Source organism: Sphingosinicella ginsenosidimutans, assembly GCF_007995055.1.
Classification (GTDB): domain Bacteria; phylum Pseudomonadota; class Alphaproteobacteria; order Sphingomonadales; family Sphingomonadaceae; genus Allosphingosinicella; species Allosphingosinicella ginsenosidimutans.
In genome coordinates, this window is the sequence record NZ_VOQQ01000001.1 from 1,924,618 (window position 1) to 1,938,760 (window position 14,143).

General features: G+C 67.8%; 16 protein-coding genes. 8 read left to right on the forward strand and 8 right to left on the reverse strand.

All coding sequences use genetic code 11. From position 1 onward, the window contains the following. Window positions 1-4: 4 nt before the first annotated feature. Window positions 5-424, reverse strand: a complete 420-nt coding sequence (locus tag FRZ32_RS09720; RefSeq protein WP_147043317.1) for a hypothetical protein — start codon at window positions 422-424, stop codon at window positions 5-7. Then, window positions 421-669, reverse strand: a complete 249-nt coding sequence (locus tag FRZ32_RS09725; protein ID WP_147043318.1) for a hypothetical protein — start codon at window positions 667-669, stop codon at window positions 421-423. The genes FRZ32_RS09720 and FRZ32_RS09725 overlap by 4 nt, the downstream gene beginning before the upstream one ends. Window positions 670-724: 55 nt before the next feature. On the opposite strand from FRZ32_RS09725, the gene FRZ32_RS09730 reads away from it, so the two are divergent. The 4 genes from FRZ32_RS09730 to FRZ32_RS09745 all read left to right on the forward strand — a co-directional run bounded on the left by FRZ32_RS09730 (window position 725) and on the right by FRZ32_RS09745 (window position 2,058). Further along, on the forward strand, window positions 725-1,009 hold the full coding sequence (locus tag FRZ32_RS09730; RefSeq protein ID WP_147043319.1) for a hypothetical protein: 285 nt from the start codon (window positions 725-727) through the stop codon (window positions 1,007-1,009). Next, window positions 1,009-1,401 carry a hypothetical protein gene (locus tag FRZ32_RS09735; protein WP_147043320.1) on the forward strand — a complete coding sequence of 131 codons (393 nt, stop codon included), beginning with the start codon at window positions 1,009-1,011 and terminating at the stop codon, window positions 1,399-1,401. The genes FRZ32_RS09730 and FRZ32_RS09735 overlap by 1 nt, the downstream gene beginning before the upstream one ends. 67 nt (window positions 1,402-1,468) lie before the next feature. After that, on the forward strand, window positions 1,469-1,768 hold the full coding sequence (locus FRZ32_RS09740; RefSeq protein ID WP_147043066.1) for a Gp49 family protein: 300 nt from the start codon (window positions 1,469-1,471) through the stop codon (window positions 1,766-1,768). Further along, window positions 1,765-2,058, forward strand: coding sequence for a hypothetical protein (locus FRZ32_RS09745; RefSeq protein WP_147043321.1), 294 nt, complete (start codon window positions 1,765-1,767; stop codon window positions 2,056-2,058). Before FRZ32_RS09740 ends, FRZ32_RS09745 begins: the two co-directional genes overlap by 4 nt. Window positions 2,059-2,293: 235 nt before the next feature. On the opposite strand, the gene FRZ32_RS09750 is transcribed toward FRZ32_RS09745, so the two are convergent. Beyond that, window positions 2,294-2,848 carry a class I SAM-dependent methyltransferase gene (locus FRZ32_RS09750; RefSeq protein ID WP_147043064.1) on the reverse strand — a complete coding sequence of 185 codons (555 nt, stop codon included), beginning with the start codon at window positions 2,846-2,848 and terminating at the stop codon, window positions 2,294-2,296. A gap of 255 nt (window positions 2,849-3,103) precedes the next feature. Here FRZ32_RS09750 and FRZ32_RS09755 point away from each other — a divergent pair, with 255 nt between their 5' ends. Continuing rightward, on the forward strand, window positions 3,104-3,841 hold the full coding sequence (locus tag FRZ32_RS09755) for a 3'(2'),5'-bisphosphate nucleotidase CysQ (RefSeq protein ID WP_243445252.1): 738 nt from the start codon (window positions 3,104-3,106) through the stop codon (window positions 3,839-3,841). On the opposite strand, the gene FRZ32_RS09760 is transcribed toward FRZ32_RS09755, so the two are convergent. After that, window positions 3,820-4,302 carry a DNA-deoxyinosine glycosylase gene (locus FRZ32_RS09760; protein WP_192901889.1) on the reverse strand — a complete coding sequence of 161 codons (483 nt, stop codon included), beginning with the start codon at window positions 4,300-4,302 and terminating at the stop codon, window positions 3,820-3,822. The two genes, FRZ32_RS09755 and FRZ32_RS09760, sit on opposite strands and share 22 nt — an antisense overlap. A gap of 9 nt (window positions 4,303-4,311) precedes the next feature. On the opposite strand from FRZ32_RS09760, the gene FRZ32_RS09765 reads away from it, so the two are divergent. Further along, the gene (locus FRZ32_RS09765) at window positions 4,312-4,680 is read left to right on the forward strand and encodes a GFA family protein (protein WP_147043324.1); all 369 of its coding nucleotides are present in this window, start codon (window positions 4,312-4,314) and stop codon (window positions 4,678-4,680) included. 30 nt (window positions 4,681-4,710) lie between these two features. Here FRZ32_RS09765 and FRZ32_RS09770 read toward each other — a convergent pair whose 3' ends face one another. Next, window positions 4,711-5,490, reverse strand: coding sequence for a DODA-type extradiol aromatic ring-opening family dioxygenase (locus FRZ32_RS09770; protein ID WP_147043325.1), 780 nt, complete (start codon window positions 5,488-5,490; stop codon window positions 4,711-4,713). Between the two features lie 136 nt (window positions 5,491-5,626). Between FRZ32_RS09770 and FRZ32_RS09775 the strand changes: the two genes are divergently transcribed. Together FRZ32_RS09775 and alr are read left to right on the forward strand one after the other, a co-directional pair. Further along, a complete protein-coding gene (locus FRZ32_RS09775) occupies window positions 5,627-7,261 on the forward strand; it encodes an MFS transporter (protein ID WP_147043326.1) in 1,635 nt (544 codons plus the stop codon). Between the two features lie 27 nt (window positions 7,262-7,288). Then, window positions 7,289-8,338: an alanine racemase gene (alr, locus tag FRZ32_RS09780; RefSeq protein ID WP_147043327.1), complete on the forward strand. Its 1,050-nt coding sequence runs from the start codon at window positions 7,289-7,291 to the stop codon at window positions 8,336-8,338. Between the two features lie 3 nt (window positions 8,339-8,341). On the opposite strand, the gene FRZ32_RS09785 is transcribed toward alr, so the two are convergent. From FRZ32_RS09785 to FRZ32_RS09795, 3 genes are all read right to left on the reverse strand, one after another. Further along, window positions 8,342-9,331 (reverse strand): 2OG-Fe(II) oxygenase, encoded by a 990-nt coding sequence (locus tag FRZ32_RS09785; protein WP_147043328.1) that lies wholly within the window; start codon window positions 9,329-9,331, stop codon window positions 8,342-8,344. Between the two features lie 83 nt (window positions 9,332-9,414). Next, on the reverse strand, window positions 9,415-12,684 hold the full coding sequence (locus tag FRZ32_RS09790; RefSeq protein WP_147043329.1) for a TonB-dependent receptor domain-containing protein: 3,270 nt from the start codon (window positions 12,682-12,684) through the stop codon (window positions 9,415-9,417). A gap of 237 nt (window positions 12,685-12,921) precedes the next feature. After that, window positions 12,922-14,097 carry an acetyl-CoA C-acetyltransferase gene (locus FRZ32_RS09795; protein ID WP_147043330.1) on the reverse strand — a complete coding sequence of 392 codons (1,176 nt, stop codon included), beginning with the start codon at window positions 14,095-14,097 and terminating at the stop codon, window positions 12,922-12,924. Window positions 14,098-14,143: the final 46 nt, after the last annotated feature.

Sequence of the window (14,143 nt, forward strand, 5' to 3'; positions counted from 1 at the left end):
TCACCTACCCCTCCATCCCGGCGCGTGCGCGGCAAGCGGCGGCGCAGAGGGCGAGGGGCAACGTCACAGCTTCGCCCGTCGCACTCTCATAGTCCATCGAGAACCGCGCACGCATGGCGGGCGTTTCGAGTTGGGCACATGGCCTGGTGTATTCGGTGGCCAGATACAGCACGCCGTCCCACCCCTCAGGCACCAGCGTCAGCGCGGCGTCGAGAGAGGCGGTGACCGCACGAAGAGGCTGAACATATCCGTCCCGATCCGCTGGCCCAAGGCGACCTCCATAGGAGGCGTTGACCTTGACAAAGCGCGCGTCCCGTTCACCGGGATACAGGGCATCCCATATGTCGCAGTCGAGCTGGTAGTTGGCCCCCGTCGCCGCCTCTATCCTCTCGGCCAGGTCGAGCCATTGCTGGGCGGTGGTCATGGGCGGGTCCGGAACAGGCGGTGAAGGAAATTGCGGGTCGCGACGATGACGGGCAGTAAGATGCTCACCGGGAAATGCGTGATTGTGTTTGCCGGGATGCGGGCGATAAGCTCGCCGTCCACTTGTCCGTTTAGGCCAAGCGAGCGAAGACGGCTGCGCGCATCGTCAAAGCTGGCGGCCTTGATCTCCGCGCTCCACTGCGCGCCCTGATAGTTGTAGGAAAGCAAATAGGTCTTAAATTTCATCACTTCCTCCCGCTCTCCCGATCGACAAGGGCAGCGCGCCGTCTCGCTCTGGCTCATGTCGGCTGCCGGCGTGTTCTGCGGCATGGGCTTTGCCGGCGTGATCCTGCTGCTGTGGCTCGGCGGGTGGAGCGCGGCGAGCGAGCATCAGCGCATCGCCTCGATCAGCCTGATGGGAGCGGGCTTTCCGCTCGGCATGATCGCCGTGATCCTCGCGCTTGCGGTTGGCGGGCCGGTAGGGCGATTCAAGGCGGGGGCGGGGCGGGACGGCGCGACTTTCGAGCTTGAGGATCATGATGACGCTCCAAGCGCCACGGTGACGACGACCACGGAGGTGAAGTGATGTTCGGCCTCTCCCTCCCCTGGCTCAACGGGCTCACCGCCAAGCTGATCGGCGCCGGGATCGCGCTCGTCCTGCTTGTCGCGGCCTTCGTGGCGCACGGTAACCACCGCTATCACGCCGGACAGGCATCGATGCAGCCCGCGATCGACCGACTGAACGAGGCGCTCGCTCAGGCCCGCGCCAACATCGCCACGCTACAGGCGGCGGTGGATCAGCAGAACGCGGCGGTGGACCGGCTGCATAGTGAAGGCGAGGCGAGGGCGGAACAGGCCCGCCAAGCCGCTGCGGAGGCCGCCAGCCGCGAAACCTCCGCTCGGGAGACGACCCGGAGGGCCTTGGAAGCGCCGGGACGCTCCACGGGGCTTACAGCGGATGAATGGGGGCAGCTTTAGGGTTTCGGCGATTGCCGGAAGCGGGCCGCGCGCATCCAGCGGCAGGTCGAAACAAAGGATTTGGAACATGAATAGTCTTGAAGTCACCGAGGCGGAAAGTGCCGCCATTGCCGTCGCTCCCCGTGTCACGCTGGAGAGCATGGAGTCCAAGATCGCGAGCGAGAGCTACACTGTTATCGACGGCGTGCTGACGCTCTGCACGATCAAGATGAAAAACGGATTCTATGTGACTGGCGAGAGCGCGCCGGCCTCGCCCGAAAACTTCAATGCCGATCTCGGCAAGAAGTTCGCCCGCGAGAACGCAATTCGCCAGCTTTGGAAGCTGGAGGGATACGCTCTCCGCGAGAAGCTGGCAAAGGCCGCATGAGCGCGGCTCACATCATGATGGCGGGGGCGGCGTTTGCTGCCCTCGCCGGCTGCGCCACCCCGCCCGCCCCAGAGCCGCGCATCGTCACGCAAACGGTCAACGTGCCGGTGCGCGCGCCGTGCCCAGATCCGGCCGACGTGCCGCAGGTGCCGCGCAGGGTGGCGGAGGAGCATCCCACCATGCCCGCCGATCCGAACGAGCAGGGCCGCATCCTCGCCGCCAAGGTGATCGAGCTGTTCGGCTATGCGATGCGGGCGGATGCTTTGCTTCGCGGATGCAGCGGGCCTTAGGATCATCTTGCCGGCGCCGGCAAATTGATCAACGCTTCACAAAGCGGGATAAGGACTGGGGCCTCCGGTCGAGCGCCCGTATCGCCTTGCCGGCGCCGGCAAACCGATCACCAATTCCACCCCATCCCCATCCCGCCCCGGATCAGATTCACCGCGAGCATGGCGCAGATCACGGCGACGATGAGGGCGAATTCGAGGCGGAGTTTCAACGGTGGAGCGTTCCCTCGCGTCCCGCTCACGCCGCCCGCTCCTCGAACAGGTTGCCTTGGCGCTCACGGCCGATAAAGCAGGCCGGCCCCTCCGCATTGGCGTCGAACAGATACCAGGCCGCGTTGTCCTTGCTGGTGAAGGGCGAGTCCTCAATCCACTTGACCCGGCCGACGCTCACGATCTTGCGGCACAGCGGCATGAACTCGGCGCTCTGGCGCGTGTGCATCCAGTCCGCATCGAACAGCAGCCATGTCGGCTTGTGCCGCGACAGGTTGAGGATGATCGGGTGCAGCACGCGCCGATCCCACGGCGGGTTGGTGATGTAGCAGTCGGTGTTGTGGCAAAGCGCCATTGTGGCATCGTCGCGGGCAATATCGGCCCGGCGCGGCTCAATGTCCCACGCGTCGACGCAGACATGACCGGCGGCCGTCAGATGATCCAGCAGGCGTCCGTCCCCGGCACACGGCTCGGCAAATCTCGTCGCCGGCGCGAGATGGGGAAGGAGCGGGAAAACAGCATCGCGCGGGGTCGGGTAGAAGTCCCGCTCACGTCGCTCGAATTGCGGCGCGCGCTTGCTCACAGCCGCGCCCGCCCGATGATGACAGGCGCGGTCATGCGGTCCTCGAAAGTTTGCAAGGCTTCGGCCATGCCATTGATATTGTTGGGCGAGGTTTTCCCGGAACGAACTGGCAACCGCCTTTGGATTCAACAGCTTCGCCAGAAGAAGGCGTTAACCATGTTTGCCGTCCGCAAGATCGCGGATGCGCGAATATCCTTGCCTTGCCGGTGGAAGTGGGATTCCAGCTTGGCTTCGGAGATGAATAGGGGCGCGCGCGTGGGCGACGAGGATCTGGCGGCAAGGCTGGCGCAGGGCGCGGGGCGGCTGCTGCTGGCGCTGCGCGAGACATCGTGCCTCGAAGGCCGCGCGCTCGGCGCGGTGGCCGATCAGGTCGCCAATGCCTTCATCCTGACCGCGCTTCGCCAATGGCGGCCGGACGATTGCATCCTTTCAGAGGAAAGCCCCGACGATCCCGAGCGGCTTTCCCACCTGCGCCTGTGGATCATCGATCCGCTCGATGGCACGCGCGAATATGTCGAGGGGCGCAGCGACTGGGCGGTCCATGTCGCGCTCGCGGTTCAGGGCAAGCCCGCTGCGGGCGCGGTCGCGGTGCCGGCGCTCGACCGGCTGTACCGGTCCGACCGGGTCGAGGCGAGGATCGGGTCGCGCCCGCGCCCGCTGATGCTGGTCAGCCGCACCCGCGCGCCGGCCGGGGCGGAGGCGATCGCGGCGGCGATCGGTGCGGATGTGGCGCCGATGGGATCGGCCGGGGCAAAGGCGATGGCCGTCGTCGCCGGCGATGCGGACCTCTATGTCCATGCCGGCGGCCAGCATGAGTGGGACAATTGCGCCCCCGCCGCGGTCGCGATCGGCGCCGGGCTCCACGCCAGCCGGATCGACGGGACGCCGCTCCTCTACAACGGGCCGGACACCATGGTTCCGGACCTGATCATCGGCCGGCCCGATCTCGCCGCCCGCGCGATCGCGTTCCTTCAGAGCCAGTCGGCGATCTGACGCCAGGCCGCGAGCTTGCGGTCGAAGGAGAGCGTATAGGCCGGGCTGCTCGACGGCAGGTCGATCAGCGCCGGGCCCGCGAAGCCCGCGAGCTGGCGGCGGCCGATGCGGGCGGAGGTGCCGCCGTTGAAGCCGATCGCGCTCAGCCCCGGCAGCGTCGCGGCGAGCCCGGCGAGATCGCTCGCCTCGTGGAGCCGGATCGCGGCATCGAGGCTCCCCTCGCGTGTCGCGGCGGCGACCGTGTCCCACAGGCCGATCCCGGCATCGAGCAGCGCCGCCAGCCGCGCCTCATAATCCATCGCGGCGAGATCGCGCCCGATCACCGCGCCGACCAGCCGCCAGAACTGGTTTTGCGGATGGGCATAATAGCGCCGCTGCGCGAGGCTGACCGCGCCGGGCAGGCTGCCGAGCAGCAGCAGCTTCGTGTCCGCGCGGATGACAGGGGGAAAGTTGCGATGCATAGGACGGGCATGAAGATAGAAGGCGGCTGCCATTGCGGGAAGGTGCGCTTCGAAGCCGAAGTGCCCGAAGCGGTCGAGATCCTCGACTGCAATTGTTCGATCTGCTCGGCGACGGGCTTCCGGCACCTCATCGTGCCGCACGGCGATTTCCGGCTCCTCACCGATCCCGCAGCGCTCACCTCCTACCGCTTCGGCACCGGCCAGGCGAACCACCTCTTCTGCGCCACCTGCGGCATCAAGAGCTTCTACCAACCCCGCTCCCACCCCGACGCGTGGAGCGTGAATCTGAACGCGCTCGACGATGTGACGGGGTTGGCGGTGACGGCGAGGCCCTTCGACGGGCGCAACTGGGAGAAGGCGGCGGAGGAGTTGCGGTAATCGCGAGATTCATCGCTCTCCGGCGCTTTCTCACAGCCTGCCGAACGCATAGGCGTCCATCGCCAGCAGGTCGTGGGTGTAGCTGTGATGCAGGCGTCGGCCGGGCGCGCGGCTGCCGGCGCCGAAGGCGAAGAAGAGCGGCAGCAGGTGCTCGTCGGTCGGGTGATTGCGCTGCGCCTCGGGCGCCTCGGCCATCGCATCGAGCAGGGCAGGGCCGTCGCCGGCGCGGATCGTATCTTCAAGCCAGTCGGTGAAGTCTTCGATCCAGGCGCGATCGGCGCCGGGTCGGGCCGAGAAGATGGCACGCAGGTTGTGCGAGATGCTGCCCGAGCCGATCAGGAGCACGTTGCGTTCGCGCAGCGGCGCGAGCGCTGCGCCGATCCGCGCATGCCAATGCGAGTCTCGCGAGGGATCGATCGAAACCATGACGACCGGCACGTCGGCAGCCGGGAACATCAGCGACAGCGGCACCCAGGCCCCATGGTCGATGAGGTCGCTTGCCTCGCGCCGCGGATTGAGCCCGACGGCGGCGAGCATCGCGACAATTTCGTCGGCGAGCGCCGTCGCGCCGGGCGGCTCGTAGCGCATCTCGAAGAGGCGCGGATCGAAATTGCCGAAATCGTGCCAGGTGCGAAACCGCGCCGGCGCGCGCACGGCGACGCCGCGCGCCTCGTGATGCGCCGATGCGATCACGATCGCGTCGGGCCGCGCGAGCCCTTTGCCCAGTTTTTCGAGGAAATGGCGCGCGGGGGAATCGCTCAGCGCCAGATCCGGCGCGCCATGGGAGATGAAGAGGCTGGGCTGTGTCATAGTCTCCATATAAGCGCGACGAGTCGTTGCGGAAATAGCTGCGTGTGAAAGCAGGTGTTGCGCGCAATGCAACACCTGCGCGCCGCTTGCCGCCACCCCCATCGCGCCTTAATCTCCGCCCGGAAGGGGGGATGCGATGGCGACGGTGGCGGCGGACATCGGACCTGCGGGGGGCGGGCCGGCGAGCGAGCCGTCCGATCTCAAGCGCGATCGGCTGGTGATCTTCGCCTCCTCGCTCGGCACCGTCTTCGAATGGTATGATTTCTTCGTCTACGGCACGCTCGCCGCGACGCTCGCCCGGCTGTTCTTCCCCGCCTCCAATCCGATGACGAGCTTCCTGCTCGTGCTGGCGAGCTTCGGGGTCGGCTTCGGGATGCGGCCGCTCGGCGCGATCCTGTTCGGCTATCTCGGCGACCGGCTGGGGCGCAAATATACCTTCCTCATCACCATCACCCTGATGGGCGTCGCGACCGCCGGCGTCGGGCTGATGCCGACCTATGCCCAGATCGGGGCGGCGGCGCCGATCCTGCTCGTCATCCTGCGGATCATGCAGGGGCTCGCGCTCGGCGGCGAATATGGCGGCGCGGCCATCTATGTCGCCGAACATGCGCCCGCGAACCGGCGCGGCCTTTACACCAGCTTCATCCAGGCCGGGGTGATCGGCGGCTTCATGCTGAGCCTCGCCGTCGTGCTCGGCACCAATGCGCTGCTGAGCGCCGAAGCGGAGGAAAGCTGGGGATGGCGCGTGCCCTTCCTCATCTCGCTGCTGCTGCTCGCCGTGTCGCTGTGGGTGCGGCTGAAGCTCAAGGAAAGCCCGGTCTTCCAGGCGATCAAGGAAGCGGGCGAGCTGGCGCGCAATCCGCTGCGCGAAAGCTTCCGCGGCTGGCGGCAGATCCGGATGATCTTCGTCTCGCTGTTCGGCATCGCCGCGGGGCTGACGGTGGTGTGGTACACCGCGACCTTCCAGGCGCTCTATTTCCTGCAGAATTCGCTGCGGATCGACGATACGGCGGCGCGGCTCATCATCGGCCTCGCGACCGTGATCGGCACCTTCTGGTTCATCCTGTTCGGCTGGCTTTCGGACAGGATCGGGCGCAAGCCGCCGATCATCGCCGGCTATGCGCTGACGATCATCCTGCTCTTCCCGCTGTTCCACTGGATGGCGGCGGCGGCCAATCCGGAGCTGTCGGCGGCGCGCCTCAGAAGCCCGGTGACGGTGCAGGGCACGCATTGCGAGTTCAATCCGTTCGCAAGCCGCCAGGCCAATCCGTGCGGCCGCGCGCTCGACGCGCTCACCCGGCGCGGCATTTCCTATGAAATCGTGCCCGCGCCGGGCTGGACCGGCGATGGCGATGCCTATCAGGTGCGGATCGGCGCCGAGCCGGTCGACGCGGCCGATGAAGCGGCGCTCGATCGCGCGCTCGGCGCGGCCGGCTACCGGCTCGAAAAGACGACGCCGCCGGCGGGCCGCATAGTCCCGCTGGTGATCGCCCTGCTGCTCGTCAGCCTGCTCTCGGGCATGACCTACGGGCCGGTCGCGGCCTTGCTGGTCGAGCTGTTCCCGGCGCGGGTGCGCTATACGTCGCTGTCCATCCCCTATCATGTCGGGACCGGCTATTTCGGCGGATTCCTGCCGTTCATCAGCCAGTATATCGTCGCGCGGACCGGCGATCCGTTCGCCGGCTTGTGGTACACGGTCGGCGTGGTCGCGGCCGCGCTTGTCATCACCTTGCTGTGGCTGCCCGAAACCGCCGGACGGCGGTTGGACTAGCCCGGCAAGCTCGGCTACCGCCAGGCGATGATTCCCTCCGCGCTCCGGCTGATCCTCGACGGCGACGCCCTCGTTTCCAACTGGCACTGGCTCGCCCACAAATCGGGCGGCGGCGCGGCCTGTGGCGCGGCGGTGAAGGCCGACGCCTATGGCCTTGGCGCGCGCGAGGCGGTGAAGCGGCTCGCCGCGGCGGGATGCCGCGACTTCTTCGTCGCGACCTGGGCCGAGGCGGAGGCGCTGATGCCCTGGCCGGCGGACCTCAACCTCTCGGTGCTCCACGGCGTCGGCGAGGAGGATATGGCCGCCGCGCTCGCCTCGCCCGCCCGGCCGGTGCTGAACAGCCGGGCGCAGGTGGAACGCTGGAAGCAGGCGGCGCCGGCGCGGCCGTGCGACGTCATGGTCGATACCGGCATGAACCGGCTCGGCCTCACGGTGCGGGAGGCGCGCTCCGGCCTGCTCGACGGGCTCGCGCTGCAGACGCTGATGAGCCATCTCGCCTGTGCCGACGAGCCGGGGCACGAGATGAACGAGCGGCAGCTCGGCATTTTCCGCTCGCTCCGGCGCGAAGTTTCGGCGGCGCGCTACAGCCTCGCCAATTCCGCCGGCATCTGCCTTGGCGGCCGATATGCGTTCGGGCTGACCCGGCCGGGCCTTGCGCTCTATGGCGGCATCCCGGTGCCGGGCGATGCCGAGCAGGAGGCGGGGCTGAAGCCGGTGGCGCGGATCGAGGCGCGGGTGCTCCAGGTCCGCGAGGTGCCGGCCGGCCAATCGCTCGGCTATGGCGCGACCTTCGTCGCCGGGCAGGACATGCGCGCGGCGATCCTCAACATCGGCTATGCGGACGGCTATCTGCGGCCGCTCGCCGGCAGGGGCCATGCGCTGGCGGGCGACGTGCGCTGCCCGATCCTCGGCCGCATCTCGATGGACCTGATGGCGGTGGCGCTGCCCTCCGGCGCGGATGCGGCCGAGGGGGACTGGCTCCAGATCGATTTCCGCCTGCCCGAGCTTGCCGGCGAGCTCAGCCAGTATGAGCTGCTGACGACGCTCGGCCGCCGCTACCGCCGCGTCTGGCGCTGAGCCTCAGCTGTCGGCAAGGATCGGGGTCGGCGGCGGATAGGCGAAGCGCGTGCGCCGGATCCAGCGCGAGGCGACCAGCTTGGTGCCGCTCCGCACGGGAAGGCCGGCATGGCGCGCCCGCGGATCGGCGCGGCCCTCCGCGTCGACATTGGCGAACATCAGCGCATCGCCCGGGCGGCCGCGAAAGCGAAGGCCGAGCTCCGGAAAATCGGTTTCGCCCCCCTCATAATCCTCGTCGAGATAGACCAGCACGGTGACGATTCGCTGATTGTCCGTCGCCGGCAGCGCATCCATGTGCGGCCGATATTCGCCGCCGGGGAAATAGCGCAGGACCTGGAGCGGCTCGCCATGGGCGTGATCGGTGCCGCTGAGCGCCGCGATCCGGCGGTTGATCGCGCCGACGACGAAATCCTCGTAATAGACGCCGAAGCTCGCGAAGTCGCAGGTCCGGATCGGGTGGGGCCCCATCCGGCCGGTCGCCGGATCGACGACCAGCGAGGGCGCCATCATCGGCGTCGCGCGGCTGACCAGATAGGCGCATTCGGCCGCACCGAGCAGGCCGCGCGCCACCGCGACGGATGGCGACTCGCTCAATCGCTCGAGCTGCGGCGTCGTCATCGGCCCGCCCGCCTCGTCCAGCGCGAAGTCGGCGAGGGCGTCGAGCTGCGCGCGTGCCTGCGCGATGCGCGGCGCCAGTTCCCGAAGCGACTCCAGCGCCCCCGGCCAGTCCGATGGGCCGCCGACCCCGTTGGCGGCGAAGAAGGCGTGGAGCAGGGCGGCATCGTCATTGCCCGCCGCCGCCGCGCGCTGGAGCAGCGCGCGCGCCTCGCCAAGATCGCGCCGCACGATCCCGCCCTGGATGCGCCAGTCGGCAAGCTGCCTCAGCGCGTCGGAATCCCCCGCGCCGGATGCTTCGGCAAGCGCCGCGAATGCATCGCGATGGCGGCCTTCGGCGGCGAGCGCATGGGCGCGGGTGACGGCGGGTGACGGCATCTCCAAGTCCTTATGCGTCGCGTCCACCAAAAAAAAGAGCCGGGAGGAAAACCTCCCGGCCCCGAGGTCGATCAATCCGCGGCCTAGAAGCGGGCGCGGAACCCGCCGTAGAAGGACCGGCCCTGGAAGTCGTAGATCGCGGTTCCGGCTCCGGTCGCGGTCGTGCCGAGCGGCGCGTGCCGATCGAACACATTGTCGACGCCCACATAGAATTTGAGGTCGCGTCCGAAGCCCGCGCCGTTGCGGATGTTCCATTCGAGCCGGATGTCCGAATAGGTGATCGCCGGATAGCGCGCCGGCGAGAAGGCATCCAGATTCTGCGGCCCCAGATCGTTGACGTTCGTCACATTCTCCGCCGCGCCGGAGAACATCGGCCCGATATAATGGAACCGATAGCCGAAGGTGAACGCCTTGTAGGTGAGGTCGGCATCGATCCGGAACTCGTCCTTCGGATCGCCGATCTCGCCCAGGATCCGGTTCTCGAAGTCCGGATTGGTTGCGCTCTCATAATTGCTGATCTGGAAATTATGCACGTAGATCAGGCTGGTATCGAGCCGCAGGTCCGTCGCCAGATTGGTGCGGTAGGACACGTTGACATCGATGCCGCGCCGCACCCGGCGGGCGAAGTTGAGCGGCGCCACGATCAGCGAATTGCCGAGGATCTGGCCGGGCAGCTCGCCGTTCGGGCCGGTGCCGGGACCCGCGAACCGGACGAACTGCTGGCAGAAGATGTTGTTGAGATCCGGCAGATCGTAACAGCTGTTGACGATGCCCTGAGCGCCGACGGACGTGATGATCCCGTTCACCGTGATGTCGTAATAATCGGCGGTGATGGCGAGGCCGGGGATGAAGCGCGGCTGGATCACGGCGCCGACCGTCCAGGAATCGGAGGTTTCCGCCTGGAGGTTCGGGTTGCTGCCGCTGACGATCGGCAGCGAATAGGTGATCACCGGCAGGTTGCCGAGATTGCCGCCAAGGTCCGACTGGCAATTACGGGTACGATTGGCGTTGGCGGAGATGTTGTTCGGGTTGCACGGATCCTGGAAGCCCGGCGCGAAGTTCGGGACCAGCGGGAACGCGGTTTCCGAAACGTTCGGAGCGCGCACCGCGCGGCTGTAATTGCCGCGGAAACGGATGTCGCGGATCGGCGCCCATTCGGCCCCGGCATTATAGGCCCAGACCGTGCCCGTGCCGCCCTGGTAATGGGCGACGCGCGCCGCGCCGTTGGCGGTGAGTTCGTAGAAGAAGGGCACGTCCCGAAGGATCGGGATCCTGAGCTCGCCATAGGCTTCCTTCACCTCGAACGTGTCAGGCTCGAAGCTCGGGATGGAAACGCCGTTGGTGAAGCCGTTGGTGACGAACGGATCCTGCTCGTAAGATGCGTTCTCACGCCGATATTCGACACCGAGCGCGAAGCCGACCGGGCCGCCCGGAAGCTCGAAAAGCTGGCTGAGATCGCCGTTGACGAAGCCGGACAGGACGAGCTGATCGAGCGAGTCGTGCGCGGTGAACTCGCGGGCGAAATAGGCGACCGACGCCCTGTTGTCCGGGGCGCCGAACGGATTGTAGGGCACGCAGGCCGCGATGTCGGCGGCGAGGCGCGCCGCGTTGGTCGCCGGATCGCCGGAGCCCGGACGCTGGATCGGAATCGCCGCGGCCGGATCGAATTGCGAGCGGCACTGGATCTGCCCCGTGACCGGGTTGCGTCCCGCGTCCATCGCCAGCGAGAAGCGCTGCCGGTCGATGAAGCCGTCGGTGGTCACGTCCTCCTGGAACTTGCCGTAATTGACCGACAGTTCGTAGCCCCAGTCCTCGTTGAAGGTCCCGCGAAGGCCGGCGACGACACGATAGGTGTCGCGCTGGAAACGCTCGTCGCGAAGACCGACGTCGAGGAGGTTGCGGGCCAGCTGGAAGCGATAGCTGCCGTCGCCGATCGCGGCGATATCGGCTGCGGTCAGGTTGCCCCCGGCCGGGCAGCTGGCCGTCAGGCTGGTGTTGCAGCCCGACGCCAGAATGAGGTTGGCCAGGGTCGTGCGATCGGCCGGATTGAGGAACGGGTTGTCCAGCCGCGGCCGCTCGCGGGCGTCGCCGATATTGCCGCTGTTGCCGCTGCCGGTCTGGATGAAGGACGGGCCGGCATTGTTGCCCAGGGCGTTGACCCGGTTCCACTTCGCCTCGACGAACACTTCGGCGGCGTCGCTGAAGGTGTAATGGCCGAGCAGGTTGAAATTGTAGCGTTCCAGGTAGGGCAGCACGGAAAGCGTCCTGCCCTCGCGGCCCGTCTGGCCGTTGCCCCCCAGGAAGCTGCCGGTCGGGCCGGAGCCGAAGCGTGCGCCGGTCTGCGCGACCAGGCGGCCGGCCCCGTTGAAGATATAGTTGCAGTTATAGGCGGCACCCAGGCTGTTCGGCGCGCCATCATTGGCAAGGGTTCCGCGTCCGCAGGCCGCGACGGCCAGCTGTTGCTGGATCGGGACCAGGCCGTTCGGGTTGATCGTGGCGCTGCGCACGTCGCGCAGGAAGATCGCGTCCGGGAAGCCGTCGGACCCGTTGGGCAGGCCGGCCGAATCGGCGTCGACGGTGAAGAAGCCGCTCTGGATCCGCAGCCACGGAATGTCGGAGGCGAAGATGCGGTCCTGATGGGCATATTCGCCGTGCAGGGTGATGTTGCCCCGGCCCTCGGCGAAATTGTGGCCGAACATGATCGAGGTGTACTGGTTGCCGCCATAGCCCTGTTCGGCGATGCCGGCCTGCCCGCGGATCTGGAGGCCGTCGAAGTCGCGGCGAAGGATGAAGTTGACGACGCCGGCGATGGCGTCCGAACCGTAGATCGCGGCCTCGCCGCCGGTCACGATGTCGACGCGCTCGATCAGGTCGTTCGGGATCGAGTTCACGTCCGGCGAAACGGCATTGTTGAGAATGTCGGCCGGAACGTGGCGGCGGCCGTTGACCAGCACGAGCGTGCGCTGCGTGCCGAGGCCGCGAAGATCGAGGAGGTTGAGGCCGGCAATACCGATGCCGAGGCCCGGATTCTGCTGCGCGAAGGTGCTGCGCAGCTGGGGCAGATCGTTGAGCTGCTGGCCGACATTGGTGTCGGAGGACTGGAAGAAGGACTCGCCGCTGATCGAGGTGATCGGCACCGGCGACTGGAGGTTGGGCGTCCGGATGCGGGTGCCGGTGACGGTCACCGTCTGCTCCGTCGACGCGCCAGCGGCGCGCGGGACGCAATCGCCGGCGCTCGCCTGCTCCGGCGTGCAATCGGGCTGGGTGTTCTGCGCGAACGCGGCGGTGGGAGCCCCCGCCGCGCCGATAAACAGCGCAGACGCAAGCAGAGTTTGGCGAGTGGTGAGCTTCATGTGCTGATCCCCCTGAATCCGGCATGCGTCGATGGCACGCCACCAGTGGATCAAACAGAAAGAGTTATGGTTCGACAAGAACTAAATGCCGAGCGGGCTTGCTGCCGATGTCGACAGTCGATCGTTGTTGCACGAAGGCAACATCGACCAAAGCCCGCCCAGGCCGCCGAGGGGGCTGGTCCGATAAGGTCCAAACTACTGAAAAAATGCGACTTGTCGGCGACCAGGGGGCGCCGCTCAGCCCCGCTCGACGCACATCGCGATGCCCATGCCGCCGCCGATGCAGAGCGTCGCGAGGCCCTTCTTCGCGTCGCGCCGACCCATTTCGTAGAGGAGGGTGGTGAGCACGCGCGCGCCCGAGGCGCCGATCGGGTGGCCGATCGCGATGGCGCCGCCGTTGACGTTGACCCGGTCCCCGTCCCAGCCGAGCTCGCGCCCCACGGCGAGCGCCTGCGCGGCAAAGGCCTCGTTCGCCTCGATGAGGTCGAGATCGGCGATGCTCCAGCCCGCCTTCTCCAGCGCGCGGCGGCTGGAAGGGACGGGGCCGATGCCCATGATCGACGGATCGACGCCGGCCGAGGCCCAGCTCGCGACCCGCGCCAGGATCGGCGCGCCGCGCCGCTCAGCCTCCTCGCGCCGCATCAGCACGAGCGCGGCGGCGCCGTCATTGATTCCGGAGGCGTTGGCGGCGGTGACGGTGCCGTCCTTCTTGAAGGCCGGGCGCAGCGGCGTCACGCCGTCGAGCGTCGCGCCGGCGCGGATATATTCGTCGTCCGCGACCACGGTCTCGCCCTTGCGCGACTTGACGGTCACCGGCGCGATCTCGTCGCGGAAGCGGCCGGCGGCGCGGGCGGCCTCCGCCTTGTTCTGGCTGGCGACGGCGAAGACGTCCTGCTCCTCGCGGCTGATCTGATATTGTTCGGCCAGATTTTCCGCCGTGATTCCCATGTGATAGCCGTTGAAGACGTCGGTCAGCCCGTCCTTGATCATCGTGTCGATCAGGGAAAGATCGCCCATCTTCGTGCCGCCGCGCAGGTTCTGCGCGTGGTTGGAGAGGCTCATGCTCTCCTGGCCGCCGGCGACGACGATGTCCGCATCGCCGGTCAGGATCGCCTGGGTCGCCAGCGCGACGGCGCGCAGCCCCGATCCGCAGACCTGGTTGACGCCCCAGGCGGGCACCTCCTTGGCGATCCCCGCGGCCATCGAGGCCTGGCGTGCCGGATTCTGCCCCTGGCCGGCGGTCAGCACCTGGCCGAGGATGACTTCGGACACCTCGTCCGGCGCGACGCCGGCCTGGGCGAGCGCGGCCTCGATCGCGGTGCGGCCCAGTTCGTGCGCCGGGGTCGCGGCGAAGCTGCCGAGGAATGCGCCGACCGGGGTGCGCTTGGCGGCGGTGATGACGACGTCGGTCATTGAGCGAGTCTCCCGAAAACCTGCCGGGCCCACTTAGGCCGCGGCG

What these genes read in the sequence shown, in the direction of transcription:
- FRZ32_RS09720 (WP_147043317.1), bottom strand. Translation starts at nt 424, where the DNA reads ATGACCACCGCCCAGCAATGGCTCGACCTGGCCGAGAGGATAGAGGCG.
- FRZ32_RS09725 (WP_147043318.1), bottom strand. Translation starts at nt 669, where the DNA reads ATGAAATTTAAGACCTATTTGCTTTCCTACAACTATCAGGGCGCGCAG.
- FRZ32_RS09730 (WP_147043319.1), top strand. Translation starts at nt 725, where the DNA reads ATGTCGGCTGCCGGCGTGTTCTGCGGCATGGGCTTTGCCGGCGTGATC.
- FRZ32_RS09735 (WP_147043320.1), top strand. Translation starts at nt 1,009, where the DNA reads ATGTTCGGCCTCTCCCTCCCCTGGCTCAACGGGCTCACCGCCAAGCTG.
- FRZ32_RS09740 (WP_147043066.1), top strand. Translation starts at nt 1,469, where the DNA reads ATGAATAGTCTTGAAGTCACCGAGGCGGAAAGTGCCGCCATTGCCGTC.
- FRZ32_RS09745 (WP_147043321.1), top strand. Translation starts at nt 1,765, where the DNA reads ATGAGCGCGGCTCACATCATGATGGCGGGGGCGGCGTTTGCTGCCCTC.
- FRZ32_RS09760 (WP_192901889.1), bottom strand. Translation starts at nt 4,302, where the DNA reads ATGCATCGCAACTTTCCCCCTGTCATCCGCGCGGACACGAAGCTGCTG.
- FRZ32_RS09765 (WP_147043324.1), top strand. Translation starts at nt 4,312, where the DNA reads ATGAAGATAGAAGGCGGCTGCCATTGCGGGAAGGTGCGCTTCGAAGCC.
- FRZ32_RS09770 (WP_147043325.1), bottom strand. Translation starts at nt 5,490, where the DNA reads ATGACACAGCCCAGCCTCTTCATCTCCCATGGCGCGCCGGATCTGGCG.
- FRZ32_RS09775 (WP_147043326.1), top strand. Translation starts at nt 5,627, where the DNA reads ATGGCGACGGTGGCGGCGGACATCGGACCTGCGGGGGGCGGGCCGGCG.
- alr (WP_147043327.1), top strand. Translation starts at nt 7,289, where the DNA reads ATGATTCCCTCCGCGCTCCGGCTGATCCTCGACGGCGACGCCCTCGTT.
- FRZ32_RS09785 (WP_147043328.1), bottom strand. Translation starts at nt 9,331, where the DNA reads ATGCCGTCACCCGCCGTCACCCGCGCCCATGCGCTCGCCGCCGAAGGC.
- FRZ32_RS09790 (WP_147043329.1), bottom strand. Translation starts at nt 12,684, where the DNA reads ATGAAGCTCACCACTCGCCAAACTCTGCTTGCGTCTGCGCTGTTTATC.
- FRZ32_RS09795 (WP_147043330.1), bottom strand. Translation starts at nt 14,097, where the DNA reads ATGACCGACGTCGTCATCACCGCCGCCAAGCGCACCCCGGTCGGCGCA.